Origin of the sequence: Compostimonas suwonensis (assembly GCF_002797855.1) — a bacterium.
Taxonomy (GTDB): domain Bacteria; phylum Actinomycetota; class Actinomycetes; order Actinomycetales; family Microbacteriaceae; genus Compostimonas; species Compostimonas suwonensis.
Genome location: NZ_PGFB01000001.1, coordinates 766,183 through 791,267, shown reverse-complemented (window position 1 = coordinate 791,267; position 25,085 = coordinate 766,183). Strand labels below are relative to the sequence as shown.

General features: G+C 71.4%; 16 protein-coding genes. 4 read left to right on the top strand and 12 right to left on the bottom strand.

Annotated elements, in window-relative coordinates; genetic code table 11:
• Positions 1 to 41: 41 nt before the first annotated feature.
• From CLV54_RS03415 to CLV54_RS03390, 6 genes are all read right to left on the bottom strand, one after another.
• Positions 42 to 5,819 carry a hypothetical protein gene (locus CLV54_RS03415; RefSeq protein WP_100343517.1) on the bottom strand — a complete coding sequence of 1,926 codons (5,778 nt, stop codon included), beginning with the start codon at positions 5,817 to 5,819 and terminating at the stop codon, positions 42 to 44.
• Between the two features lie 166 nt (positions 5,820 to 5,985).
• Complete coding sequence (locus CLV54_RS03410; protein ID WP_100343516.1) at positions 5,986 to 6,936, bottom strand: nucleotidyltransferase family protein; 951 nt, start codon at positions 6,934 to 6,936, stop codon at positions 5,986 to 5,988.
• Positions 6,936 to 7,553, bottom strand: a complete 618-nt coding sequence (locus tag CLV54_RS03405; RefSeq protein WP_100343515.1) for an arsenate reductase/protein-tyrosine-phosphatase family protein — start codon at positions 7,551 to 7,553, stop codon at positions 6,936 to 6,938. Before CLV54_RS03405 ends, CLV54_RS03410 begins: the two co-directional genes overlap by 1 nt.
• 14 nt (positions 7,554 to 7,567) lie before the next feature.
• Positions 7,568 to 9,097 carry a tyrosine-protein kinase domain-containing protein gene (locus tag CLV54_RS03400; RefSeq protein ID WP_281258145.1) on the bottom strand — a complete coding sequence of 510 codons (1,530 nt, stop codon included), beginning with the start codon at positions 9,095 to 9,097 and terminating at the stop codon, positions 7,568 to 7,570.
• 98 nt (positions 9,098 to 9,195) lie between these two features.
• On the bottom strand, positions 9,196 to 9,651 hold the full coding sequence (locus tag CLV54_RS03395) for a hypothetical protein (protein ID WP_100343513.1): 456 nt from the start codon (positions 9,649 to 9,651) through the stop codon (positions 9,196 to 9,198).
• The gene (locus CLV54_RS03390) at positions 9,648 to 13,367 is read right to left on the bottom strand and encodes a carboxypeptidase regulatory-like domain-containing protein (protein ID WP_100343512.1); all 3,720 of its coding nucleotides are present in this window, start codon (positions 13,365 to 13,367) and stop codon (positions 9,648 to 9,650) included. Before CLV54_RS03390 ends, CLV54_RS03395 begins: the two co-directional genes overlap by 4 nt.
• Positions 13,368 to 13,658: 291 nt before the next feature.
• On the opposite strand from CLV54_RS03390, the gene CLV54_RS03385 reads away from it, so the two are divergent.
• The 4 genes from CLV54_RS03385 to CLV54_RS03370 all read left to right on the top strand — a co-directional run bounded on the left by CLV54_RS03385 (position 13,659) and on the right by CLV54_RS03370 (position 17,222).
• Complete coding sequence (locus CLV54_RS03385; protein WP_100343511.1) at positions 13,659 to 15,254, top strand: PqqD family peptide modification chaperone; 1,596 nt, start codon at positions 13,659 to 13,661, stop codon at positions 15,252 to 15,254.
• Positions 15,247 to 16,095, top strand: coding sequence for a pentapeptide repeat-containing protein (locus CLV54_RS03380; protein WP_100343510.1), 849 nt, complete (start codon positions 15,247 to 15,249; stop codon positions 16,093 to 16,095). The genes CLV54_RS03385 and CLV54_RS03380 overlap by 8 nt, the downstream gene beginning before the upstream one ends.
• A gap of 90 nt (positions 16,096 to 16,185) precedes the next feature.
• Positions 16,186 to 16,539 (top strand): Cd(II)/Pb(II)-sensing metalloregulatory transcriptional regulator CmtR, encoded by a 354-nt coding sequence (gene cmtR / locus CLV54_RS03375; RefSeq protein ID WP_100343509.1) that lies wholly within the window; start codon positions 16,186 to 16,188, stop codon positions 16,537 to 16,539.
• Positions 16,536 to 17,222: a cation efflux transmembrane domain-containing protein gene (locus tag CLV54_RS03370; protein ID WP_100343651.1), complete on the top strand. Its 687-nt coding sequence runs from the start codon at positions 16,536 to 16,538 to the stop codon at positions 17,220 to 17,222. Before cmtR ends, CLV54_RS03370 begins: the two co-directional genes overlap by 4 nt.
• Before the next feature lie 22 nt (positions 17,223 to 17,244).
• On the opposite strand, the gene CLV54_RS03365 is transcribed toward CLV54_RS03370, so the two are convergent.
• From CLV54_RS03365 to CLV54_RS03340, 6 genes are all read right to left on the bottom strand, one after another.
• Positions 17,245 to 18,282, bottom strand: coding sequence for a LacI family DNA-binding transcriptional regulator (locus CLV54_RS03365; protein ID WP_100343508.1), 1,038 nt, complete (start codon positions 18,280 to 18,282; stop codon positions 17,245 to 17,247).
• A gap of 127 nt (positions 18,283 to 18,409) precedes the next feature.
• Positions 18,410 to 20,812 carry a glycoside hydrolase family 95 protein gene (locus CLV54_RS03360; protein WP_100343507.1) on the bottom strand — a complete coding sequence of 801 codons (2,403 nt, stop codon included), beginning with the start codon at positions 20,810 to 20,812 and terminating at the stop codon, positions 18,410 to 18,412.
• A gap of 4 nt (positions 20,813 to 20,816) precedes the next feature.
• Entirely contained in the window at positions 20,817 to 21,731 is a 915-nt protein-coding gene (locus tag CLV54_RS03355) for a carbohydrate ABC transporter permease (RefSeq protein ID WP_211294423.1), read from the bottom strand.
• On the bottom strand, positions 21,728 to 22,639 hold the full coding sequence (locus CLV54_RS03350) for a carbohydrate ABC transporter permease (protein WP_100343505.1): 912 nt from the start codon (positions 22,637 to 22,639) through the stop codon (positions 21,728 to 21,730). Before CLV54_RS03350 ends, CLV54_RS03355 begins: the two co-directional genes overlap by 4 nt.
• Before the next feature lie 92 nt (positions 22,640 to 22,731).
• Positions 22,732 to 24,003, bottom strand: a complete 1,272-nt coding sequence (locus tag CLV54_RS03345; protein WP_157802783.1) for an ABC transporter substrate-binding protein — start codon at positions 24,001 to 24,003, stop codon at positions 22,732 to 22,734.
• Positions 24,004 to 24,345: 342 nt separating this feature from the next.
• Positions 24,346 to 25,017 carry an SIMPL domain-containing protein gene (locus tag CLV54_RS03340; RefSeq protein WP_100343503.1) on the bottom strand — a complete coding sequence of 224 codons (672 nt, stop codon included), beginning with the start codon at positions 25,015 to 25,017 and terminating at the stop codon, positions 24,346 to 24,348.
• Between the last annotated feature and the right edge of the window lie 68 nt (positions 25,018 to 25,085).

The window sequence follows — 25,085 nt, the reverse complement described above, 5'->3', positions numbered from 1 at the left end:
AGGGGGCACGGGGAATGTGCCTCAGGGTCCTGGCTCCGCGATCAGGCCCGACGCCGCCGTACGGCGCCGAGCAGCAGAAACGCTCCGAGCAGCAGAGCGCCGAGGGAGCCGAGCAGCACGAGCGGGGAGACCTCGACGCCCGTGTTCGCGAGATCCGCGCCCACCGGGGTTGCGGTCGGGATTGCGAGCGCCTCGACCGTGAGCGGCATGCTCACGACCGCGGTGCCGTCCGGTGCGACGACGACGATCTCGTGCGCGCCGGGAGCCGTGTCGGCGGGGACGGTGACCGTCGCGCTGAACGAGCCCTCGGCATCCGGAGCGACCGTGGCCAGCGTCACGGGCGTCGAGTGCAGCTCGAGCGTGCAGCGGGGCGAGCCGAGGAAGCGTGTGCCCGTCACCGTCACCGTGCGGCCGACGATCACGGTGCCCGTCGAGAGGGCGGCGCCCGGCACGTCGGCGACGGGCGCGGTCTGCGGCGAGCCGGTCGTCTGCGCCTCGTAGCCGTCGACGGTCGCCGTCACCCGCACGCTGATGGGCTCGCCGAGCTGGGCCTCGGTGAGCGTGAGGGTCTCTCCCGACTGCCCCTCGATGACCTCGCCACCCGCGTACCAGGTGTAGACGACCGCGCCCGGAGCGGGGACGAGCTCGCCCGAGACGACCGCGGTGAGCGTGCCGCCGAGCTGTGCCCGGCCCTCGACCGTCACGGTCAGGGCGCCCGTGAACGCGCCGACCTCGATCGGCTCGGTTCCCGCGCTCGCGACGCCGTCGCTCGTGTAGCCGTCGACGAGCGGGATGACGGTCACCGTGACGATCGCGCCCAGCTGGGCGGCTGTGAGGGTGAACGAGCCGCCCCGGGCGCCCTCGATCGGCTCGCCGTCGGCGAACCACCGGTAGTCGTAGCTCTGTGCCGCCGGGGAGGAACCGCCGTCGACGACGACCGTGAGGGTCTCGCCGACCGCCGCGCCGCCGGTGATCGAGACGGCGGGCAGTCCGGTGAACGAGCCGACGGCGACAGCGGGGGTCGCCGGGGATGTCGCCGCGCCTCCCTCGTAGCCGTCGAGCACGGGCGTGGCCACAACCGTGACGATCGCCCCCTCCTGGGCGGCGACGAGGCCGAACGAGGCGCTCGTCGCGCCCTCGATCGGCTCGCCGTCGGCGAACCACTGGAAGGCGTAGCCGCTCGGCACGGGGGCGGCATCCGTGTCGACGGTCGCGGTCAGCGTGCCGCCGACCGCCGCGTCGCCCGAGACCGAGAGGGTCGCGGGGCGGGCGAAGGAGCCGGCCGCGATCTCCGCCGTCGCCGACGAGGTCGAGGATCCGCCGGTGTAGCCCACGAGCACGGGAGTCGCGGCGACCGTGACCGCCGCGCCCTGCTGCGCCGCCGTCACGAGGAAGGACTCGGTGGTCGCGCCGTCGATGGCCGCTCCGTCGGCGAACCACTGGAAGATGTAGCCGCTCGGCGCGGGGACGGCGCCGTCGGCGTGCGCGACGAGGGTCGTGCCCACGGCCGCGTCGCCGGCGATGGTCACGGTCGGAACGCTCGAGAAGGAGCCGGTGCCGACCGCCGCCGTGGCATCCGTCGTCGTCTGACCGCCCGCGTAGCCGCCGAGGAGAGGGGTGAGCGTGACCGTGATCGTCGATCCCAGGAGCTCGGCGATGAGGTGCAGGCTGTTGGCGGTCTGCCCGTCGAGGGGCGCGCCGTCGGCCGACCACTGGTAGCCGTAGCCGGCCGGGACGGGGCTCGCGTCCGCGTCGACGACGGCTGTGAGCGTGCCGCCGACCACAACGGCGCCCACGATGGAGGCCGCCGCCACCGCGTCGAAGTCACCCGGTGCGATCTCGCCCGTGAGCGCCGTCTCACCCGAGCCGCCCGCATAGCCGGCGAGCACGGGCGTCGCGATCACTCCGATCGTCGCGCCCAGCTGGGCCGCGGTCACCGGGAAGGTGCCGTCGTCGGCGCCGAGGAGCGGCTCGCCGTCGACCAGCCACTGGTAGGAGTAGCCGCTCGGCGCCGGAACGGAGTCCGTCGTGATCTCGGCGGCGAGGGTCGTGCCGACCTTCGGCTCGCCGCTGATCGCGACCGTGGGCGAGGAGCCGAACGCGCCGACGGCGACATCCGCGGTCGCCTCCGAAGCGGCTGCGCCACCCGCGTAGCCGTCGAGCAGCGGCGTGATCTCGACCGTGATCGAGGCGCCGAGCTGAGCCGCGCCCAGCACGAACGTGCTCTCGACGGCACCCTCGACGGGCTCGCCGTCGGCGAGCCACTGGAAGGCGTAGGCCTGCGGGGCGGGAACGGCGTGTGCGGACACCGTCGCCGTGAGCGTCCGCCCGACCTGCGCCGTGCCCGAGACGGCCGCCTGGGGCAGCACCGAGAAGGAGCCCGATCCGACGGCCGCCGTCGCCGGCGAGACGGAGGCGCCGCCCTCGTAGCCGTCGAGCACCGGCGTCGCGATGACCGTGATCGCCGCGCCGCGGTCCGCGGCGGCGAGTGTGTAGTCGTCGCCCGCGCCGAGGAGCCGGGCGCCGGCGAACCACTGGAAGGTGTAGCCGCTCGGAGCGGGTGCCGCGTCGGCGTCGACGTGCGCGCTCAGGGTCTGCCCCACAGCGGCGTCGCCCGCGATCGACACCTCGGCGGTGCGGCCGAATGAGCCGGCTGCGACGGAAGCGGTGGGCTCGGTCGTGAGCGTGCCGCCCTCATAGCCGTCGAGCACCGGAGTGAGCCGCACGGTGATGACCGCGTTCCGCTGGGCGGCGGCGAGCAGCAGGGTCTTCTTCGTCTTGCCGTCGAGCGGCTCGCCGTTCGCGAGCCACTGGTAGTGGTATCCGTCGGGCGCCGGCACGGAGTCCTGCTCGATGTCCACGCCGAGGGTCTCGCCGACAGCGGCCGTCCCCGTGATCGAGGCGTCCGCGGGCGAGCTGAACGATCCCGGCGCGATCGCGGGCGTGCGGGCGGATGCCGCCGAGCCGCCCGCGTAGCCGCCGAGCACGGGTGTCGCGGTGACGCCGATCGCCGCACCCAGCTGCTGGGCCGTCGGCACGAAGGTGCCGCCGATCGCGGCGTCGATCGCCTCGCCGTTCGCCGACCACTGGTAGGTGTAGCCGATCGGGGCGGGGACGGCCGCGGAGTCGATGACGGCCGTGAGGGTCGCGCCGACGACGGCGTCACCCGCGATCGACACGGCGGGGGTCGAGGAGAAGGAGCCCACGGCGACGGGAGCGGACGGTTCGGAGCTGCCCGCACCGCCCGCGTAGCCGGCGAGCACCGGGGTCACGACCGCGGTGATCCGCGCGCCCAGCTCCTCGGCCGTGAGCACGAGGGTGTCCCCGCTCGCGTCGAGCGGCGCGCCGTCGGCGAACCACGCGACGGTGTGCCCGCTCGGGGCGGGCACCGCGTCGACGTCGATGTGCGCGGTGAGCGTTCCACCGACCACGGCGTCGCCGACGATCGAGATCTCGGGCGTCTGGCTGAAGCCTCCCTTGCCCACGGCGGCCGTCGGCGGCGACACCACGCCGCCGCCCTCATAACCGGCCAGCACGGGGGCGACGGCGACCGTGATCACGGCGCCCTCCTGCGCGGCCGTGAGCGTGAGGCTGTCGGCGGCGTCGCCGGTGATCGGCACGCCGTCGGCGAGCCACAGGCCCCGATAGCTCGTGGGCTGGGGCACGGCGTCGGAGCGGATCCCGATGGTCAGGGTGCCTCCCACCACGAGATCGCCGACGACCACCACCTCGGGCAGCGAGGTGAATGCTCCGGGAGCGACCGCCGCGGTCGCCGCCGAACTGCCGGTGCCTCCGACGTAGCCCTTCTTCACCGGGGTGACCTGCACGGTGATGGTCAGGTGCTCCTGCGCCGCCGTGAGTACGAGCTCGTCGTCGTCCGCCCCGTCGATGGGCTCTCCGCCGGCGAACCAGGCGTAGTCGTAGCCCGAGGGAACGGGCACCGCCTCGGAGTCGATGTGCGCGGAGAGCGTTCCGCCCACCGCGGGAGTCCCCCCGATCGAGACGACGGGCGCCGAGCCGAACTCGGCCGAGACCGCCTCGGTGGGCTCGGATTCCACGATCGTGGTGGCGTAGCCCTCCTTCGTGGCTGTCGCCGAGACGGTGAGCTCCTCGCCGAGGTCGGACTCCTGGATCACGTAGCTGCTGCCGGTGCCGAGCGTCGTGCCACCGGCGGACCACTCGTACACGACGTCGTCCGGCTCGGGAGAGAAATCGATGTCGGCGGTGAGGGTGCGGCCCACGACGGGCTCGCCGGAGACCGTGACGGATGCCGTGTCGAAGCCCGGCACGATCGGCCGGCTCGACGCGATCGCGGTGCGCGGCGCGGCGTAGAAGGAGTCGGGGTCGGGAGCGGTCACGCGCACCGACACGACGCCGCCGGACTGCGCAGCCGTCGGTGAGAAGGTCTGCCCCGTCGCTCCGACGATCGGGTCGCCCTCGGCGTCGAGCCACTGGTAGCCGAGGCCGGGAACGGCGGAGAGCGCAGCCGTCAGGGTGCCGCCCGGAACGGCGTCGCCGGTCACGGTCACGGCCGAGGTACGGGAGGTCAGCCCGATCGCGTTCCCGGGGCCGTTGACGAGCTGCGAGAGGACCGACGTCCGCGTGACGGTCGTCGAGCCCGAGCCCCAGCTCGTGAGCAGCACGTCGGCTGCGAGCACGGGCACGGGCAGCTTCACGCCGAGATCGGCGAAGGTGACCCCTGCGACCGGTGTCGTCACCGTGAAGTCGGCCGTGGGCGCGCCCGGGAAGGTGACGGGATACCGCGTGCTGGCCGAGATCTGGCCGAAGTCCGCCCCGAGGCCGTTGAAGTTCACGAAGACGCCGGTGTTCTGGATGACCTTGACTCCGCCGGAGGCCGTGCGCGACACGATCCGGCCGCGGTTCTTGACCAGGGCGTCGGGGGTCACGTTCAGCGCCGTCGACGCGTTGGCGATCGTGAGGGTCGCGCCCTGCTCGATCGTGAGGTCGCCGCTCGAGGCGTCTGCCGCGGGGCCGTTGCCGCCCTGGCCGACGGGATTGGCGCCGGTCGAGGCGGAGGCCGTGACGTTCGCCCCCGCGCCGATGACGACGGTTCCGCCCGCGGGGTTGCCCCCGTTGCCCGCTCCGCCGCCGCCGATGCCGGCTCCCGCGAAGCCGCTCGCGGGAGCGGAGCCGCCCGTGGCCACCACGGTCGCGTTGCTGATCGAGACGTCGTTTCCGGTGGCGGTTCCTCCACCGCCGCCGCCGATCCCCGCGGCAGCCGACCCCTGGGCGCTGTCGACGGAGTTCCCGCCGGTCGCGGTGACCGAGCCGCCCGTGATCGTGATGTGCTCTCCACCGGCGCCGCCGCCGCCCTGACGGCCGATTCCGGCGCCGCCGCCGCGGGTGAAGGGCCCGTCGAACCAGCCGACGCCTCCGGTGGCGGTGATCTGACCGCCTTCGATGAAGAGATCCGCGATGGCGACGTAGATCCCGGCGTTGCCCTTGGATCCGGTCGCGGTCAGGCGGCCGCCTGTGCCGCTGTCGCGGATCGTCAGCGAGCCCTCGATCGGCACGGCCACGGCGCCACGGTCACCGGTCGACGTCGGCGCGACCGTGAGCCTCTTCCCGTTGAGATCGAGCGTGAGGTCGATCGACGAGCGGGGCACGAGCGCCGCGGACGAGGTGAGGTCGGCGCCGAGCACGATGACGTCGCCCGTGCGCGCGGCGGCGTAGGTGGAGACGAGCGAGGCGGCGGTCGTCACCACCGTCGTCGCCGCCCGCGCCGGCAGCGCCGGGATCACCGCGAAGGCCGAGGCGACCAGCACGGCCGTGGCGGCCAGCAGCCCGGTCCGCCGCATCGATCCAGGATTGTTGATAGAAATCGGCACGGAACTCCCCGGTACTTGCTCGAAACGCCACCACGCCCAAATCGTGGCAACTGGGGAATCCTATGAGCGGGAGCGGATGCCGGGCCGTGCGTAATCGGAAAGCACGGCACCCCAGTACGTGGGCCGCCGGCTCGCCTCACGCACGTCGGCGGGCACGCAGCACGGCCGGGAGCGCGTCGAGACCGCGCCCCAGACGCTGCCAGCGCGCCCGCAGGAGCGCGAGCGATCCCGGAGCGATGTCGGGGTGGTCGAGCCGCAGATCGTGGGCGCTCGGCCACAGCGCGTGCAGCAGCAGACGCGGCCTGCCCCGCCACGGGGCGTCCATCACGGCGCTCAGCCAGTGGTGGGTGATCGGCGCACCCGCGGCGACCCGGCGGCGCCACTCGAGCGCCTCGGGCGCGGCCAGCTCCTCGGGCGTCGCCCGTGCGTCGACACCGAGGGCGGGCAGCACCGAGTCCAGGGTCGCGACCGAGCCCGTCTCGAGCGCGAGCTCGGCGAGGTCGGCGCGCTCCGTCTCGCTCAGGGCCGGGCCGACCGCCCCGATCAGGTGGTCGAGCTCACCACGATGCCGGGGCACGGCGGTGCTGCTGCGCAGTGAGTGCAGGGCGAGGATGAGGATGCTGCCCGCCCGGTCCGGCACCTCGCAGCGCACCCCCGCCAGCCGCATCGTCGTGCGCCGCCGCCACAGCGCCTCGAAGACGACGGCCGGGTCGGCCAGGAACCCCGGGAACCGGTGATGCGCGTCGATATCGCACGGCCATCCGTCGGCGACGAGCGTGCGGGAGTGCGTGGTGAAGGCGCGGCTCGCAAAGGTGGAGGGCCGCTCCGACCAGCCGAGCGACACGAGGGCGTCGAACAGCTCGTCGAAGCGGAGGGGGTCGACGAGCACGTCGACGTCGGCTGAGACGCGTGGCGGGCGCAGGCCGTGCAGCGCGAGCGAGGGGCCTTTGATGAACAGGGCACGGATGCCGCGAGCCCGCGCCACGCGGTCGATGAGCGCGTGCGCGAGCTCCACCGCCTCGCCGCGCTGCAGCAGCACCGCGGGCTCGGGCGCCCCGTCCCTGCCGGTCACAGCAGCGCCGGCCATCAGAGCGTGCCGAGTCGCCGGGCGAGCTCGTCCACGAGCGCGACGATCCGGCCGCCGACCCGTTCGTGCGTCTCCCGGGAGCGCCCGTAGGGGTCGGCGATGTCGTCATCGTCGTGCGAGCCGAGGGAGCCGCGTGCGCTGCCCGCCCCGGCGACGAGCTCCCCGAGCCTCTGCGAGGCGGCGAGCCCGACGGGAGCAGCGGGGGCCTCCGGACGGACGGGCGCGGCCGGGTCGCCGAGGAGCCGCAGGAACTCGGCGAGCGTGAAGGCGCGGCGAAGGGCCGAGGGGAACTCCCGCACGAGCTGCGTGCGCTGCTCGCGCGTCATCGTGAGCACGAGCGCCGCACGGGAGACGGAGTCGCGGTCGATCTGCCGCGCCCGGTGCTGCGAGTCCGCACCCGCATCGCGGGCGAGCTGCGCGGGGATGCCGTCCATGGGCGCGCCGACGACGGCGTGCAGCCCCGCGCTGCCCACCGGTAGGCCGGCGCCGTCCACACCCCCGCCCGAGCGCGCCCGGAACACCGCCTCGGCGAGCGGCGAGCGGCAGATGTTGCCCGTGCAGACGAACAGCACCCCCACCCGGCCCTCGTCCCTGCCCGCGGCGAAGAGATCGGTCATCGAACGGCCCCGCCTCAGACCCGTCGGGCTCGGCGGCCGCGCGGCTGGTCGTCGTCATCCAGAGGGATCGACGCCGGCATCCCCGCAGCCGCCGGCGCTCCGGCGACAGGCACTCCGGCGACAGGCACTCCGGCGGCTGCCTTCGCCGAGGCGCTGCGGTAGTAGTCGCCCCGGTACTGGTAGCCGTAAGAGGCGGCCGCCGAGCCGGAGCGCGGCACGCGGTTGAGAACGACGCCGAGGGTGCGGGCGTTGGCCCTCCGCAGGTTCTGCAGCGCCTTGTCGAGCACCTCGTAGGTGGTCTTGCCCGCGCTCGCGACGACGAAGGCGCCGTCGGCCCGCGTGGCCAGCACCGTCGCATCCGTCACCGGGATCAGCGGGGGAGCGTCGATGATGACGATCGCCTGCTCCGAGAGGGTCTCGAGAAGCACGCGCATCCGCTCGGAGCCGAGCACCTCGCTCGGGTTGGGCGGAACCTGCCCGGCCTCCAGCACGAGCAGGTTGCCCGACGGCCCGGCCGGCTGCAGCACCTCGGCGAGCTCGGCCCGCCCGGCCAGCACGTCGGTGAGGCCCGCGCCCGTGACGAGGTGGAAGATGGATGCGATCGTGGGCCTGCGCAGGTCGCCGTCGATGAGCACGACCCGCTGGTCGTTGGCCGCGAGCGTGATCGCGAGGTTGGCGCTCGTGGTCGACTTGCCGTCGCCCGGCAGCGGGCTCGTCACGACGATCACCCGGGGCGGGTTGTCGACATCCATGAACTGCAGGTTGGTGCGCAGCTCGCGCATCGCCTCGGCGATCGCGAAGACGTCCGGCGCACGGCCCCCGGCCTGCGCGTTGCCGTCGTCGAAGGGGATGAGCCGGCTCTCGTCGGTGAAGCTCCGCTCGAGCGGGATGGTGCCCACGACCGGCACACCCGTCTCCTTCTCGACGCCCTCCGCGGAGCGGATGCGCCGGTCGAGCGTGTGCCGCAGCAGCGCGTAGCCCACCCCGATCACGAGGCCGATCAGGCCGCCGAGCGCGAGGGCGAGACGCGTGTTGGGCGAGCTCGGCGAGCTCGGCAGGCGAGCGGAGTCGCCGACCGAGAGGGTCACGACGCCCGAGCCGTCCGAGCTGCCCTCGAGGGTGTTGATCTCGACCACCATGCCTCGGATCCAGGCCTCGGCGAGATCGCGCGCGTCCTCCGGCGAGCTCGCGGATGCCACGACCTTGATGACGACGGTGTCGAGCGGGTTGCTCACCTCGACCCGCTGCACGAGCGCCTCGGGAGTGGTCCGCAGTCCGAGCTCGTCGATGGCGTGCTCGGCGACGGACCGCCAGGAGCCGATGTCGAGATACGAGGTGACCTTCGCGCGCGCGAGGTTGTCGCCGATGAGCGCCGAGCTGGTGTCGCCGTTCGACGCCGAGCTCACGTAGCCGCTCGCATCGGCGGTGTAGACCTTCGGCTGCAGCAGGGTCCATCCCGCCGCGGTCGCGACCCCGAGCACGGTCAGCAGCACGATCCCCAGCCAGTGGGCGCGGAAGATGCGGAGATACCCCTGAAGGTCCAGCGTGTGCCCCTTCGAGCGTGCGGTCGGTCTGTTAGCGGTGCGGCCCGTCGACGAGGGTCGTCGGGCGGGTCATCGACGAGGTCGGGGCGATCCGGGGATCAGTCCTCCGGCAACACTGTCACCGTGATGGGCTCGGTGGCAAGGCTGCCGACGGTGACCAGGATGATGCCCGTCTCCGGGCCCGCCCCCGGCTGCAGGGTCGACTCGATCGGCGCGAAGAAGGTGCCGGTCGTGTCGGTCGGAACCGACTGGTCGCCCGTGAAGGCGAGCGAACCCGACTGGATGTCGAACGAGACCGTCACCCCGGCGACCGGCTGCTGCATCGAGTCGAGCGCCTGCCCGACGAGCAGGTCGCCGCCGCCGATCGTGGTCGACAGGTAGCGGATGCTCGCGACGTCGCCCTGGGATGCCGCAGCGGCGGGTGACGCCACGGCGACGGCGATCACGGGAGCCGCCCATGCGGAGCCCTTGATGACCGTGCGCCGGCTGAGCACACTGCGCGCGATGCTTCGGGACGAGTCGTCCGCCGTCACGTCGTTGATCTTCTTGCTCATAGTTCCACGCCTTCATAGTCGGTCGAGATGTCGATGCTGTGCCCGCCCACGGGATCCGTCACGCGCACCGTCACGGTGCCGTCGTCGACGGATGCCCGGTAGCTGCGGAAGACACGCGTCGCCTCGGCGCCCGGGGCGACGTTCGTGTAGGTCTTGGCGCCGAACGGAGTCGTGATGCGCAGATCGGCGGCCGCCGGGCCGCTGTTGAGCACCGTCACGGTGAGCACCGCGAGGCCGTTCTCGAGGCTCGTGGTGGCCGTCGTGGTCACACTGAGGTCGCCCGCGCCGTCTTGTGCATCGCGCACCGTCGAGGGGTCGAAGGCCACGGAGCTGCCGGACACACCCGAGATGCGTGCGCTCGCCGTGACCGTGCCCGCCGTCTCGCCGGAGAGGAGCGCGGGCGAGACCGCGAGACCGGCCGAGTTCGAGGGCGCGGTCGCCGTGGTCGCGCCGCCGGCGAAGGTCGCCGCGCCCGAGACCGTGAACACCACGCGCTTGCCGTAGACCGGCTCGCCCGCGCCGTCGACGACCGTGACCGCGAGGGCCGCAAGCGTCTGACCGGCGGTCACCGTCTCGCCGCCGCCGCGCGTCACCTCGAGCGCCGCCGTGGATGCCGCCGCCAGAGCGACCGCGATGCCCGTCGCGTCGGGCTCCGTCGTGAGGTCGACGACCGTGGCGCTGCCGGCATCGGCGCCGCCGTAGTACTGGGTCGGCAGGCCGGGAGCGCTGAAGCGAAGCAGGTAGCGGTCGAGCGGGAGGCCGCTCAGTGTGAACTGGGGCTCGTAGCTGCCGACCGCGCGGCTGTAGACGACCGTGCCGCCGTCGGCCAGCACGGCCTCGACGGTCACGGCGTCGAGAGAGCCGCCGTCGCTGCGGGTCGCGCTCGCGGTGATGGAGCCGCCGGGCTGCAGCTCGGCGTCGACACCGGTCTCGTCGCGCGGCTCGCCCTCGACGAACTCGAGGACCGTGGCATCCGCACGCACCGACACGTCGTCGAACCACTGGGTCGCGAGCCCCTCGCCGCCGAAGGCCACGAAGTAGCGGTCGGGCGCGATGCCGTCGATCGCGTAGCCGCCGTCGGCGTCCACGCACTCCCCGCCGTCGCCGCTCTGGCTGGGCGGTGCGTCGCGCACGAGGGAGACCCGCACGGCGCAGTCGGCGAGGCTCCCGCCGTCGGCACGGGTCACGGTGCCCGAGATCGTGCTGCCCTGCTCGAGGGCGGCGTCGATGCCCGTGACGGGCTCGGCGTTCTCGACAGTCACGAGGGTCGCGTCATCCACGGTGCGGGCGTCGTCGTAGTACTCGCCGATCAGGCCCGTGTCCCAGGTGCTGAACTGCACGGTGTAGTCGCCGTCGGCGAGGCCGTAGACGGTGTAGTCGCCGTCGGCGTTCGTGGTGCCGTAGCCGTAGCGCCCATCGGCGCCGGCGAACGAGACCGAGGTGTTGGCGACCGGGTCGCCGTTCGGATCGACGACGTGACCGCTCGCCGTCGTGCCCACGATGAGCTCGGTGTCGATGCCCGTCACGGCCTCGAGCGTGCTCGGCATCGTGACGGCGTCGGCCTGCTCGAAGGATGCCTTGCCGTCCCACCAGGAGGGGACGACCGGGTTGCCCGTGCCCAGCGGGGTGAACTGGAACCGGTAGTTGCCGGCGGCGAGCGCGGGGATCTTGTAGCTTCCGTCGGTGTTCACCCAGGTCGATCCGGCCTGGCGGTAGTCGGCGTCGTAGGCGTAGACCGCGATGCTCGTGTAGTCGATGGGGGCGCCGTCCGAGCGCGTCACGGTTCCGGTGACGGGGGCGCCCGCCGTCAGGGTCGCGTCGATCCCCGTGAGCGGCTCCTCGGTGACGGTGAGGATCGTGGCCTCGTAGGAGTACTGCACGTCGGGGTAGTACTGCTCCCGTACGTGGTCGGTGCCGCCGAACCGCACGACGTAGTCGCGCGGCGTGACCTTGTCGAAGCGGTAGCTGCCGTCGGCCCGCACCTGCGTGGAGGCCGCGATGTAGCCGGAGCCCGGCAGCTCGAGGGAGACGAAGGTGTTCTCCTCGATCGGCTTGCCGTCGGAGCGCGTGACCGTGCCCGAGACGCTCGACGCCTGCGAGAGCTGGCCGTCGATTCCCGTGACGACCTGGGGGTCGGACCCGAAGACGAACTGATGCGCCGCGCTCGGATCGATCACGTCGTCGTACCAGACGAAGCCGAAGGCGTCGTCGCTGTAGCTGCCCTCGAACTTCACACGGTAGCTTCCGGGGGCGATGCCGTGGACGGCGTAGCTCCCGTCGGCCTCCATCGAGGTGGAGGTGACGCTCGTGCTCGAGCCGTCCCACTCCTCGACGATCACCTGCGGTGTGCGGAACTCCTCCCAGGGCTCACCGTCGGCCCGGGTGATCTGGCCCGAGATCTCGTTTCCCAGCAGCATCCCGAAGTCGTAGCCGACGAGGTCCTGCGCCTCGCCCGCGCCGATGGTGATCCGCGCGGCCGTCGACCAGTCGGTGCCGCCGTAGTAGCCGAGGATGAGGTTGCTGCCCTCCTCCTGCGGCCTGAACTGCACCGTGTAGACGCCGGGGGCCAGGCCGTCGACCGTGTAGCTGCCGTCGGCGGCCACCGTCGCGTCGACGGAGAAGCCCTGGTTGTCGACCGGCTGCACCGATACGGTGACGGGGCTCGTCTCGAACGACCCGCCGTCGTTGCGCGTGACGGTCCCGGAGACCGAGCTTCCCGGGTCGAGGATCGCGTCGATGCCGGTCACGGTCTGCCCGTTGCCCGCGACCGTCACGAGGGTCGCGGAGCCCTGATCGTAGACGCCGTCGTAGTACTGGCCCATCAGCCCGCCCGGGGTCCCCGAGAAGGTCACCCGGTAGTCGCCGGGAGCAACGCCCGTGATCGAGTAGTCGCCGTCGGCCTCCACCTGGCCGCCGAAGAAGCTGTTGCCCGATCCGCTCGGCACACGCTGAATGTTCACGTACACGCCGTCGACCGAGCTGCCGTCGCTGCCCGAGACATGACCGGAGATCACCGAGCCGAGAGCGAGCTCGGCGTCGATGCCGGTGAGCGTCTGCGGCTCCTCGTCGGTGAAGGTGAAGGCCTGCGCGAAGAACGCGCTGGGCGCGTCGTCGTAGTACTCGCCGAGCAGGGTTCCCGAGCCCGAGCCGAACTGCACGACCATGTCGTCGCCCGAGGGGATGTCGCTCAGTGTGTAGCTGCCGTCAATGGCGGTGGTGGTGGATGCGATCAGGCTGCTGCTGCTCTGATCGATGAGCGAGACCCACACGGAGTCGGCCGCCGTCACGGGGGCGCCGCCGGCGCGCGTGACGGTGCCCGAGATGGAGTGCGGGCCCACAGCGGCGCGCTGCGCGGAACCGGGGGCAGGGGCGGGAGCCGTGAGACCGTTCTGCTCGGTCGGCGTGCCGGTGCCGGTCTGCTCGCCCGGAGCCGGTGCGCCGGTCGTGGGCTGGGGCGGCGGCGGAGGTGCGGGCAGCTCGCCGGGGGCGGGGGTCTCGCTCGGGGCGGGGGTCTCGCCGGGGGCGGGGGTCGGGTCGGCCGTGGAGGCCTCGGTGGGCACCGCGGTCGAGGTGGGCGTCTCGGTCGCCGTCGACTCCGTCGCGGGCGTCGACGTGGACGATGCGGGATCCGTCGGCTGCGGGTTCGCCGCCTGCGCCGCGAGCGGGGAGAGCGCGAGCGCGGCCGTCAGCACTCCCGCGAAGAGCAGCCGCGGCATCCGCGCGAATCGGCGAGGCTCGCCGCCCCGTTCCTCTCGAGCAGCCGGAGATGTCGTCGAATTCTTGCGTGAACGCATAAGCGCACGCCCCCCAAACGTTTGTGCAACCGATTTGTGACCTGTTCGGGGTTGATCCTATCGACGGGGTCGACGAGGAGCCAAACGTAACGCCGGATTTCACCCCGGGCTTCGTGGCGCCGTCGAGCGCGGGCCTGTTCGCGAGCGCGCTCCGCCGAGGCTCGTCGCCCGCGAACAAGCCCGCGCTCGGCACCCTGGCTAGACTCGACAGCCATGGAGCCCGGGATGATCGTGGATGCGCTCGGCAGCCGCATCCGCATCGACTTCGCCGCCTCGCTGGATCGCTCGCAGCGGGAGTCGCTCCGCGCAGCCTGGGCCGGGGCGAGCGCAAGGGCACAGACGAGCACAAAGGCACAGACGAGCACCGGCGACGACGCGGCCGAGCTCGTGATCTCGGCCGGGATCGCCGACGGCCCGGCCACGGCGACGAGCCCGGCCTCGACCGAGAGAGCGGATGTCGCGGCAGCGGACACGGCGACCCTGGCCTCGGCGCTCTCCGCCCGTGTCACGCTCGCAGCGATCGAGCGGCAGCGCGGCCGCCTGCTCATGCTGCACGCCTGCGGACTCGTGACGGCGGACGGCGCGGTGCTCGCCTTCGTCGGGCCGTCGGGCCGCGGCAAGACGACGGCGGCGCGCGCGCTCGGCAGCCGCTACGGCTACGTCTCCGACGAGACGATCGCCGTCGATGCGAGCGGCACCGTGCTGCCCTACCGCAAGCCCCTCTCGGTGATCGAGCCCGCGAGCGCCGCGGCGACCGACCCAGCGACCGGCACGATGACCAGCGCGGATGCCGCGGTACGCCCCAAGCGCCAGCTCGCGCCGTCCGCGCTCGGCCTGCTGCCTCTCCCCGACGCATCGCTCCGCCTCGGCGGCATCATCCTGCTCGACCGCCGCCCGGGCGCCGGTGACCCTCGCGTCGAGGAGGTTCCGCTCGCCGAGGCGATCGCCGCGATCGTGCCGGAGGCGAGCTACTTCGCCGAGCTCCCCCGTCCGCTGCGGTATCTCGCGACCCTCATCGAACGCAGCGGCGGGGTGCGGCGGGTGGTCTACGGCGAGGCGGACCACCTCGCGGCCGCGGTGCCCGAGCTGCTCACCGCGCACTCGGAGCCCGAGGGCTGGGAGCCCGTGGACCTCGACGCGCGCACGGGTCTCGACGCACGCACAGACCTCGAGGCGGCGGAGGGCTACCGCCGTGGCGCCGCGCTCGACGCGATTGCCGTCGGGCCCGAGCTCCTCGTGCTCAGCGACGGCGTCGTGCACGTGCTGAGCGGCATCGGGCCGCAGCTCTGGCTGCGGGCCGGCAGCGGTGCGAGCGAGACGCGACTGCTCGCCTCCGTCGTCGAGCTCCACGGCCTCCCGCCGCACGGGGACGCCGCCGAGGCGGTCTCCGAGGCGATCGCGCGATTGCTCGCGGTGGGGCTTCTCGAAGCGCTCGGGCCGGCGGACGGGTCGACGGATGCCCCGGCATCCCGATGGCGTCGCGCCGAGCACGTCGCCGCCGTCGACAGCGGAGACCGGGTCGTCGTGCTCGATCTCGCCGATCCCGCGAGCGCGACGCCGCAGGCCCTCGCCGGCAGCGCGGCCGCGATCTGGAGGGCGATCGGCACCGACGCCGACGGCACCGGCGGCCGCGACACCGAGGCGATCGTCGCGCACGTCGCCGGCTCCTACGCGGTCGAGCCCGCGGCGGTGCGAGCGGATGTCGAGGCCTTTCTGCGGGAGCTGCGCGCGCGAGCCCTCGTCCGCGAGATCGACACCGACGCCCGCGAGCTCGACGACACGATCACGAGCGGAGGAGCCGATGCCTGAGACCTCCGAGAGGGAGCGCCGCAACCTGCTCACGGCCGACTGCGCGAACTGCTTCGCCCTGTGCTGCGTCGCCCTGGCCTTCGCCCGGTCGGCGGACTTCGCGTTCGACAAGGGCGCGGGCGAGCCGTGCGTGAACCTCGCCGACGACTTCCGCTGCGGCATCCATCCCCAGCTGCGCGACCGGGGCTTCAAGGGCTGCACGGTCTTCGACTGCTTCGGCGCGGGCCAGAAGGTCTCGCAGAACAGCTTCGAGGGGCGCAGCTGGCGCGACGACCCCGACTCGCGGCAGCAGATGTTCGCGGTCTTCCCGATCGTGCGCCGGTTGCAGGAGCTGCTCTGGTATCTGAACGAGGCGATGGCGATGCCGCAGGCCCGGCCCCTCCGCTCCGAGCTCGAAGCGGCTTTCGTCGAGACCGAGCGTCTCACCGAGCTGGGCCCCCGGCAGATCCTGGCGGTCGACGTGGGGGCGCACCGGGACGCCGTGAACACGATCCTGGCGCGGGCGAGCGAGCTCGTGCGGGCCGGGGCGCAGCCCGCCTCGCCGCCGACGAAGCCACGGCGCACGCTCCGCCCGGGCGCCGATCTGATGGGCGCGACGCTGGCCGGTCACGACCTGCGCGGCGCGAACCTGCGGGGCGCCTACCTCATCGCCGCCGACCTGCGCGGTGCGGATCTGCGCGGAGCCGACCTCATCGGCGCCGACCTGCGCGACGCGCAGCTGGGCGGGGCGGATGTCTCACAGGCCCTCTTCCTCACCCAGGTGCAGCTCAACTCGGCCCAGGGGGACGCCACGACGGTTCTCCCCGCATCGCTCACCCGCCCCGCGCACTGGGCCCGCTGAGCCGCTTCCCGACGCCGCTCGCCCGTATCAGCACCCCATCCATGGCGGTGCCAGCTGACATCTGTACAGCGCCTGCTGTACTGTTTTCTCATGCTCACGCTGACGACTCGCCTGGATGTGATGAACCGCCTCGGCCGCGCGATGGCCGATCCGAGCCGCTCGCGCATCCTCATGACCCTGCTCGACGGCCCGGCCTACCCGGCCGCGCTCGCCGAGCAGCTCGGGCTGACCCGGCAGAACGTCTCCAACCACCTGGCCTGCCTGCGCGACTGCGGCATCGTCGTCGTCGAGCCGCAGGGCAGGCAGGCGCGCTACGAGATCTCCGACCCGCATCTCACCCGCGCCCTCGACGACCTCGTGAGCGTCGTGCTCGCCGTCGACGAGTCGGCCGAGTGCATGGATGCCGCGTGCTCCGTTCCCGGGTGCTGCGAGCCGGCCCGATGAGCACCACCACCGCGACCCAGGCCCCCTCCCCCGAGCGGAAGGCGGTGCTGCACGGGCGCATCCGCTGGATCGTGGGCATCACGATCGGCTACAACCTCATCGAGGCGGTCGTCTCGATCGCCGCGGGCACGGCGGCGTCGTCGGGCGCGCTGATCGGCTTCGGGCTCGACTCCCTCGTCGAGGTGCTCTCGGCCGCAGCGGTCGCCTGGCAGTTCTCGCGCGCCGACCCGGAGCGCTACGAGAAGGGCACCCTGCGGGTGATCGCACTCGCCTTCTTCGCACTGGCCGCCTACGTGACGGTCAATGCCGTGCTCTCGCTCACCGGCGTGCTGGATGCGCAGCACAGCACCGTCGGCATCGTCATCACGGCGATCAGCGTGGTCGTCATGCCCCTGCTCTCGTGGATCGAGCGTCGCACCGGCCGCGAGCTCGGCTCGGCGACGGCCGTGGCCGACTCGAAGCAGACCCTGCTGTGCACCTATCTCTCGGCGGCCGTGCTGCTGGGCCTCGCGCTCAACACCCTCCTCGGCTGGGCCTGGGCCGACCCGATCGCCGCCCTCGTCATCGCCGGCTTCGCCGTGCGCGAAGGCATCGAGGCGTGGAAGGGCGACACGTGCGCCACCCCGATCGGCATGCTGCTCGACGAGGACCACGACGAAGACGGCGGGGAAGCGGCATCCTGACCGCCTCGCCGTGCGGCCCGTGTCAGCCGAGGCTGCTCTCGCGCGCGACGAGATGGAAGTCGGCCTGGAACTCCTGGGGACCGCCCGCCGAGGACTGACCTTTCAACCGCCGGTCCATCAGACCGACGGCGATACGGGCGATCTCCTCACGACCGGGGGCGACGCTTGTGAGGGTCGGAGTCGAATACAGCGCGTCCTGGGTGTCGTCGAAGCCCACGACCGCCACGTCGTCGGGCACCCGCAACCCCGCCCGCAGGAGCCCGCGCAATGCGCCGAGCGCGAGCGCGTCGTTGAAGCCGAACACGGCGTCGAAGGGAGTTCCCGAAGCGATCAACCGCTCGATGGCGTGCACGCCGTCGTCTTTGATCCAGCCCCCGCCGCCGAGGGCGAGCCGCTCGTCGAACTCGATCCCCGCGGCATCCAGGGCATCGCGATAGCCCGTGAAGCGCAGATGGGCCGCACCGAGGTTGCGCGGGGGCTCGACGCCGACGACGGCGATGCGGCGACGCCCCAATCCGATGAGGTGCTCGACCGCCGCCCGGGCTCCTTCGGAGTTGGCCATCGCCACGTGGTCGAAGCCGCTGTCGAAGATACGATCTCCGAGCAGCACGATCGGAAAGCCGATCTTGAGCCGCGAGAGGTCGTCGACCGACATCGCGGTCGGAGCGAAGAGCACACCGTCGACGAGATTGCCCCGCGTGCCCGAGAGCACGGCGAGTTCGCGCTCCTTGTCGTTCTCCATCGTCTCGACGAAGACGGTGAGCCCGACCTCGCGGGCGGCGTGGATGACCGATTGCGCGAGCTCGGCGAAATAGGGCTGGTTGAGGCTCGGAATCGCGAGCGAGACCATCCCCGTGCGCCCGTTGCGGAGATTACGGGCTGTGATGTTGGTTCGGTAGTCGAGCGTCTCGAGCGCCTCCTCGACCTTCCGCCTGGTGGCCGGGCGGATGCCCTGGTAGCCGAGAAGGAATCGTGAGACCGTCTGATGAGAGACCCCGGCCTCTCGCGCGACGTCGTAGATCGTCGCCGGCTTCTCTGCAGAGCGTCTGCTGCTCGTCACGGAGCATCCCCCTTCGGATGAGATACGGCTCGGCGCCCCGCATCATGCTACCTTCCGGAGCAGCGTCGATTTTATCGATAACGAACCCCGGCACGAGGTGGCGTGACGGAGAGAGGTCACGGAGCTGTCACGAGACGCGCGAACCGGCGGCGAACGCGGAGGCCGCTATCCGCACCACCTCGCTTCCCACCATCACCCGGATCTCGGCACCCGCGTATCGCACCGCGTGCTCGCCCCGTGCGGCAGGGACCACTGCGCGCAGGCTCACCGCGGTGAGAGACGGACGACCCCGGTCATCCGGGCTCCATTCGACATCCACCTCGATGCCGGGTCGTGCCCTCAGCCCCCGCACCCGCCCCGAGGGCAGCTCGGCCGGAACCGCCTTCAGAAGATCGATCCCCCCGGCATGGCTCTGCATCAGGCATTCCGCGAGGCCCGTCACATAGCCGAAGTTGCCGTCGATCTGGAAAGGCGGATGGGCCACGAACAGATTCGGGTAGAGCCCGCCGATCCACGGACCGCGGTCGACTTCCATGTCGCGGAAGACGAGCCGCATCAGATCGCTGACCTTGTGCGGCTGCCCGAGCCGGGCCCGCATGATGAGCTTCCAGGTCAACGACCAGCCCGTCGACTCGTCGCCCCGCCCGTCGAGGCTGAGCGAGGCCGCCCGAGCCCGCTCGGGCGTCAGCTCCCCGTCGCTCGGATGCAGGAAATAGAGGTGGGCGATGTGCCGGTGCGTCGGATCGGGGAAGTCGAAGTCGTCCGCCCACTCCTGGACGGTGCCGTCGCGACCGATGCGCGGTGCGGGGATGCGCGGCCGGGCCCGAGCTGCCGCCGCCACGACCTCGTCGTCGTCGATGCCCAGACGGCTCGCCACGGCGACGAGGATGTCGAGCAGATCCGCGATGACCACCAGGTCGTACGCCGAGGAGCGCGCCGAGGAGGCGATCGCACCGTCGGGCGTGAAGAACTGGTTCTCGGGCGAGGTTGACGGCACGGTGCCCAGCGATCCGTCCTCCTGTTCGACGAGCCACGACAGCGCGAACTCGGCCGCCGAGCGGATGGGCGCCCACGCACGTGCGCGCACGAAGTCGTCATCCGCGCCGTAGAGCACCCGCTCCCACAGGTGGCGGACGAGCCAGGGGCCGGCCAGGGGCCAGAAGGCCCACTTCGGGTCGTGCTCCCCCATGCCGACGGGCATCGAGTAGGCCCAGACATCCGTGTTGTGGTGCGCAACCCAGCCCGGGGCGTCGTAGAGCTCGCGCGCCGTGCGACGGCCGGTGCGGCTCAAGCCGTCGATGAGGTCGAAGAGCGGGGGCAGACAGTCTTCGAGGTTGCCGACCTCCGCCATCCAGTAGTTCATCTGCACATTGATGTTGGTGGTGTAGTTCGAGCTCCACGGCGGCTGCAGTGAGTCGTTCCAGATGCCCTGGAGGTTGGCGGGCGTGCCGCCGGCCCGCGAGCTGCTGATGAGCAGGTAACGGCCGTAGTTGAACAGGAGCGCGGCGAGCGCCGGATCCGCCGCGATGGTGCCGCCGGGGTGGGCGTTCCCACGCCGCAGACGCTCGTCGATCGGCAGCTCCGGATCGACGCCGATGGTCATCTCGGCGGCCGAGTAGAGCGCGGCGTGGTCGACGACGTGACGCGCGTGCAGGACGCCGGTCTCGAGACGCGATGCGGCCTCGGCCCGCTCACGAGCGCGATCGTAGGCATCGGCCGCGGTGCCCTCCGGGTAGCGGCCGATGCCCGCGAAGGTCGTCTGGGTCGCGACGAACACGGTGACGGATGTCGCGCCCACGATGCGCACGAACCGGCCGTCGCGCTCGAGGCGTCCGTCGTGCCGGAAACGGACGACGGCGGCGGCCTGCATCGACAGGGTGTCGTCGTCGTCATAGCGCACCGGCTCGTCGACCTCGTCGTGGAGGGGACTCACGTCCGCGGGCATCGCGAGCAGCAGGGACAGCTCGGCCCCCTCGACCGAGACCCGGCTCGAGCGCACCCGCAGCAGGCTCGTGAGCCCCGCGACCAGCTCGAGCGATCCCGGCGCCTCGGTCGTGATCTCGTGCACGAGCACGCCGTCGTGATGGCTGACGAAGGTGCGCTGCCGGATCGCTCGGCCGTCCACCCGGTAGTCGGTCGTATGGGTCGCCGTGCGCAGCTCGAGCCGGCGGCGGTAGTCGCTGACCGCTCCGCCCTCGGAGCCGATGCGCAACTCGAGGTCGACGAAGGGCAGGAAGGTCTGACTGTGGCGGTGCTGGATACGACGGAGTGCGTCATCCGCCCGGGTGTAGTCCTGCGCGGCGATGGCCTCCCGCGCCTCGCGGAGCGCCTCGGCCGCCACCGCCGGTTCGATGCGGGGCTCGGCGAACTCGTTGGCGGGGCTTCCGGACCACGCGGTGCCGTCGTTGATCTGCAGGCGCTCCCGGTGGGGGCCTCCGAAGACCATCGCGCCCAGGACGCCGTTGCCGAGCGGCAGCGCCTCCGTCCACGATTCGGCCGGTCGGTCGAACCAGATCTCATGCTGTGTCACGGGCTCAGTCCTTGGTGCTTCCGCTGGTGAGGCCGTTGACGATGAACCGCAGGCCGAAGAGCACGAAGAGCACGGCGGGGATCGCGAGGAGGACGAGGCTCGCGTTGTAGCGGCCGAAGTCCTCCGGCGAACGGCCGAGCGCGTTCGCGAACGACGCCACCGACTGGGCGGCGGTCGTGATGCTCGGATCGGTGAAGAGCATCGACGGCCAGAGGAAGTCCTGCAACGACCAGATGAAGCAGAGCACCACGAGGTTCGCGATGACCGGTCGCGACAGGGGCACGAAGACGTTCCAGAAGATCCGGAGATGGCCCGCGCCGTCGAGCTCCGCCGCCTCGATGAGGGCGTCGTCGATGGTGCGCCCGTAGTTCCTCATCAGCAGCACGCCGAAGGGGATCGTGAGCACGGCTTCGGGCAGGGCCACACCGAGATAGCTGTTGAAGAGCCCGAGCTGATCGGTGATGTGGAACACCGGGATGAGCAGGGCCGTCCCCGGCACGGCGAGGAAGAGGAGGATGAGCGCGAAGGCCAGCTCTCGTCCGCGGAAGGCGATCTTCGAGAGCGCGTAGCCGGCCGTCGCGCTGATCGCCACGACGAGGACGGCGTGCAGGGCGCCGATGGCGAAGGAGTTGACGTAGGTCAGCAGGATCGGCACACCGCCGACGGGCTCGGCGATGAGGCTGATGTAGTTCTCGATCCCGAACCCCTGCAGGGACTTCGCGACGGCCGCATAGAGCGGGAAGGCGAAGACGACTCCCATGACGATCAGCAGCCCGTAGATGACCCAGCGGTCGGGACCCGCGGTGATGATCATCCTCAGGGGATTGTCGTCGACGCTCCTGCGACGACGTCTCCGCCCGTCGTCCGAGCCCTCTCCCACCGTCCGATCGACGGGCGGCAGCGTATCTGTGGTGGTCATGCCTTCTCCTTACGAGGCGTGCGCGTGGCGTACATCTGGATCAGCGAGATGACGAGGGCGATGAGGAGGACGACAACGGAGGCGGCGGCCGCGAATCCGATCGTCTTGCCGCCCGAGTTCGTGTAGCCGTAGAGATAGGTGCCGACGATCTCCGTGGTCGAGCCCGGGCCGCCGTCGGTCGAGAACAGCACCTGCTCGAGGGCGCGGAACGAGCCGAGCAGCAGGGCGAGGATGACCGTGATGTGGGTCGTCTTCATCATCGGGTAGATGATCGAGCGCATGATCCGGAAGGTTCCCGCCCCGTCGAGCAGTGCGGCCTCCAGCGACGAGGTCGGCAAAGCGGAGAGATCGGCCGTGTAGTACATGATCGGCAGGCCGATGAGGTAGCAGAAGATGAGGATCACGGCGCCGTAGGCGAGGCCCGGGGTGGTCAGCCACGACTGCGCGAGGTCGCCGAGGCCGACGGCCCGGAGGGTCTCGTTGAGGATGCCGAAGCGCTCCTGGAGCATCGAGCCGAAGATGGTGGCGACCAGTGACAGCGGCATCAGCGCGGGCAGGAGGAAGACGAGGTAGAAGAGCTTGCGGCCGCGCACGCCCGTTGACAGCGACACCGCGATGAAGAAGCCGATCGTCAGGGCGACGGCGATGCTGATGGCCGCGAAGACGAGGTTGTTGAGGATCGACTGCCCGAATACCGGGTCGGTGAACAGGAGCACGAAGTTGTCGAAGCCCACCTCCACCGGTCGCAGCAGCGAGATCCCGACCTTCTGCAGGCTGGTCTGGCCCAGGAAGACGATGCTGTAGAGGTAGTAGACCGCGTAGATGACGAGCAGCGGGCTGAGGAAGACCAGCCCGAGCAGCCAGTCGCTGCGGCGCTTCTTTCGTGGGGTGCGTGTCCGGCTGCTCATGTGTGCTCTCCTGATCCGGGTCTCGGCGAGGACGGGCCGTCCGACGGCATCGGACGGCCCGCTCGCAGTGTTCGCTGCGACGGCGCTCGGGCTCAGAAGTTGCCCTTCTCCAGCTCGGCCTGATCGCTGTCCGCAGCCTCCTCGGCGGTCATCGCGCCGTGCAGCACCTGCTTGACATTGGCGCCGACGAAGTCGGCGAAGGCGCCCAGGTTGTTGCGGTCGCCGTGCGGATTGTTGATGAGGTCGACGAGGAGCTCGTAGCTCTGCTTCTGCAGATCGGTCGTCAGGACGCCGTCGGGCAGTTCGTAGCCGTCGAGGGCCGGGACCCCCTTGAGGGCGCTGGCCCATTCGTCCACGCCCGCGCCGACCGACATGTACTCGATGAACTTGGCAGCGGCATCCTGCTTGGTCGATTCGGCGGGGATCCCGAGCATCACGTCGAGGAAGGCGCGAAGGGACGCATCGTCCGCGTTCTCGGCCGGGAAGGGGACGATGCCGTAGTTGCCGGTCAGGATGCGACCGGCCTCCCACGAGCCGTTGAACACGACGGCGGATTTTCCCTCGTCGAAGGTCGTCATGGCCGTCGCGTAATCCATGTCGAGCGTGGAGCTGTCGAAGGCGCCCGTGTCGTAGAGGGCCTTGTAGTCTTCGAGCCCCTGCACGTACTCCGGGGTGTTCCATGCGCCCTCGTCGTAGCGCACGGCGTTGAAGAAGTCGGGGTCGACCTGGCCCACCGCGGTGAGCGCGACCTCGTCTTGGAACCAGTCCTCGGAGGGCATGGTGACGGGGAGGATGCCCTCGCCCTGTGCTGCGAGGGCGTCGGACAGAGCTGCGAACTCCGCCCAGGTGCTCGGCGGGGTCACACCGAGACCGCTCAGGATGTCGGCGTTGTAGACGCCCACGACGGAGCCTGTCGAGTAGACCGGCACGGCGTAGAGCTCCCCGTCGCTGAAGAGACGCTTGGCCTGTTCGACCGACTGGGCGGTGAACTCGCTCTCGAGGTCGTCATCCACCGGCCAATCCGAGACCGGCAGCAGATAGTCCTCGACCTCGCCGGACCAGGCACCCGGCTGCACGGTGAGCACATCGATGTCCTCGCCCGCCCCGAGCGACTGCGCGGCCTTCGCCTTGTAGTCGGTCTGGGGGATCTCGGTGTAGTTGACCTCGATGTCGGGGTTCTCGGCCTCGAACGACTCGATGATGGGTTCGACGAGGTCCTGGCCCGGCGCGCCGTCCCAGCTCCAGTAGTTGATGGTGGTGACGCCGTCGCCGCTCGAATCGGAGTCTGCGCCGGCGCAACCGCTCAGAACGAGTGCCAGGCCGGCCGTTGCGGCGATCAGACCTGTTCTTCTCGAGAACTTCATTGTGTCTCCTTGGATCGGGCTCACCGGACGGTTCGCCATTGAATGTGATGAGGGCACGGTGCACAGACGCTCCAGCGACGCTCGCTGAGCACCGTCGAGACGATCGACTCGACGTTCCGTTCCGGTCATACGCAAACAGATCAAACGATTGCGCACCTCGCTTGAGAGCAATGTTATCGATAAAATCCCGACTGTCAATACTCTCGCCCACCGCGCCCCCTCCGGCACCTCGCGGCGCACCGTCCTCGTCACGGCGCACGGTCCTCGTCACGGCGCACGGTCTTCGAAGCGCCCCGACGAAGAACGTGCGCCGCGGAGGACCTCGGGCCCCGCGAGGGCGGGCTACTGCGCGCGGTAGTCAGCGGTGATCGTCGCGCTCACCACGACATCCTCGGGCTTGAACGGGAAGCCGCCCGGCTGCGTCGACGAGAACGCGGCTCGGGCCATGAGCATCTCGCCCGGGCTCGAGGAGTCGGGGCGCAGCCCGGCCTCCCACAGCTGCACGAGGGCGACCTCGCCGAGACCGGATGCCGCGGCATACGCCTCGGCACGGGCTCGTGCATCGGCGACCGCCTCGGCCCGCACCCGGCCGGCGAGCTCGGTCGTCGTCGCATCCGTGATCGCCCAGGAGACGCCCGCGAGGGAGACGTCGTCGATGTCGGCGATGCGCGTCACCCAGCGGCCGAGGGCCGCGAAGTCCTGGAACCTCACCTGCACCCCGGCGTAGGCGCCGTGATAGCGCGTGATCCTCGTCTCCTTGGCGGGCTCGTCGCTGTTCTCGTACTTGTCGAAGGTGCGGGTGCTGAGCTGCTCCGACGACCACCAGGTCGCCTCCCCCGACGACACGAAGCCCCGCGCCTGCTCCGCGAGCTCCTCACTGAGCAGCACGGCCGCCTCGGTGGCCTTCGAGCCGTCGTCGGGAACCTCGACGGCGATCGCGACGGACACGGTTCCGCGCTCGGCGGGCGCCCGGCGCTCCGCGGTGCCGGTGACGCTGATGGTGACGGCGCTCATAACGCTCCCTCGCTCGGGCGGCCCGCCGCCGGGGTGGTGAGCGGATGCCGCGTATCAGGAAGCCTACG

Excerpts from the sequence above, each read along its gene's own strand:
- CLV54_RS03415 (WP_100343517.1), bottom strand. The coding sequence starts at position 5,819 with ATGCGGCGGACCGGGCTGCTGGCCGCCACGGCCGTGCTGGTCGCCTCG.
- CLV54_RS03410 (WP_100343516.1), bottom strand. The coding sequence starts at position 6,936 with ATGGCCGGCGCTGCTGTGACCGGCAGGGACGGGGCGCCCGAGCCCGCG.
- CLV54_RS03405 (WP_100343515.1), bottom strand. The coding sequence starts at position 7,553 with ATGACCGATCTCTTCGCCGCGGGCAGGGACGAGGGCCGGGTGGGGGTG.
- CLV54_RS03395 (WP_100343513.1), bottom strand. The coding sequence starts at position 9,651 with ATGAGCAAGAAGATCAACGACGTGACGGCGGACGACTCGTCCCGAAGC.
- CLV54_RS03390 (WP_100343512.1), bottom strand. The coding sequence starts at position 13,367 with ATGCCGCGGCTGCTCTTCGCGGGAGTGCTGACGGCCGCGCTCGCGCTC.
- CLV54_RS03385 (WP_100343511.1), top strand. The coding sequence starts at position 13,659 with ATGGAGCCCGGGATGATCGTGGATGCGCTCGGCAGCCGCATCCGCATC.
- CLV54_RS03380 (WP_100343510.1), top strand. The coding sequence starts at position 15,247 with ATGCCTGAGACCTCCGAGAGGGAGCGCCGCAACCTGCTCACGGCCGAC.
- cmtR (WP_100343509.1), top strand. The coding sequence starts at position 16,186 with ATGCTCACGCTGACGACTCGCCTGGATGTGATGAACCGCCTCGGCCGC.
- CLV54_RS03370 (WP_100343651.1), top strand. The coding sequence starts at position 16,536 with ATGAGCACCACCACCGCGACCCAGGCCCCCTCCCCCGAGCGGAAGGCG.
- CLV54_RS03355 (WP_211294423.1), bottom strand. The coding sequence starts at position 21,731 with ATGACCACCACAGATACGCTGCCGCCCGTCGATCGGACGGTGGGAGAG.
- CLV54_RS03350 (WP_100343505.1), bottom strand. The coding sequence starts at position 22,639 with ATGAGCAGCCGGACACGCACCCCACGAAAGAAGCGCCGCAGCGACTGG.
- CLV54_RS03345 (WP_157802783.1), bottom strand. The coding sequence starts at position 24,003 with ATGAAGTTCTCGAGAAGAACAGGTCTGATCGCCGCAACGGCCGGCCTG.
- CLV54_RS03340 (WP_100343503.1), bottom strand. The coding sequence starts at position 25,017 with ATGAGCGCCGTCACCATCAGCGTCACCGGCACCGCGGAGCGCCGGGCG.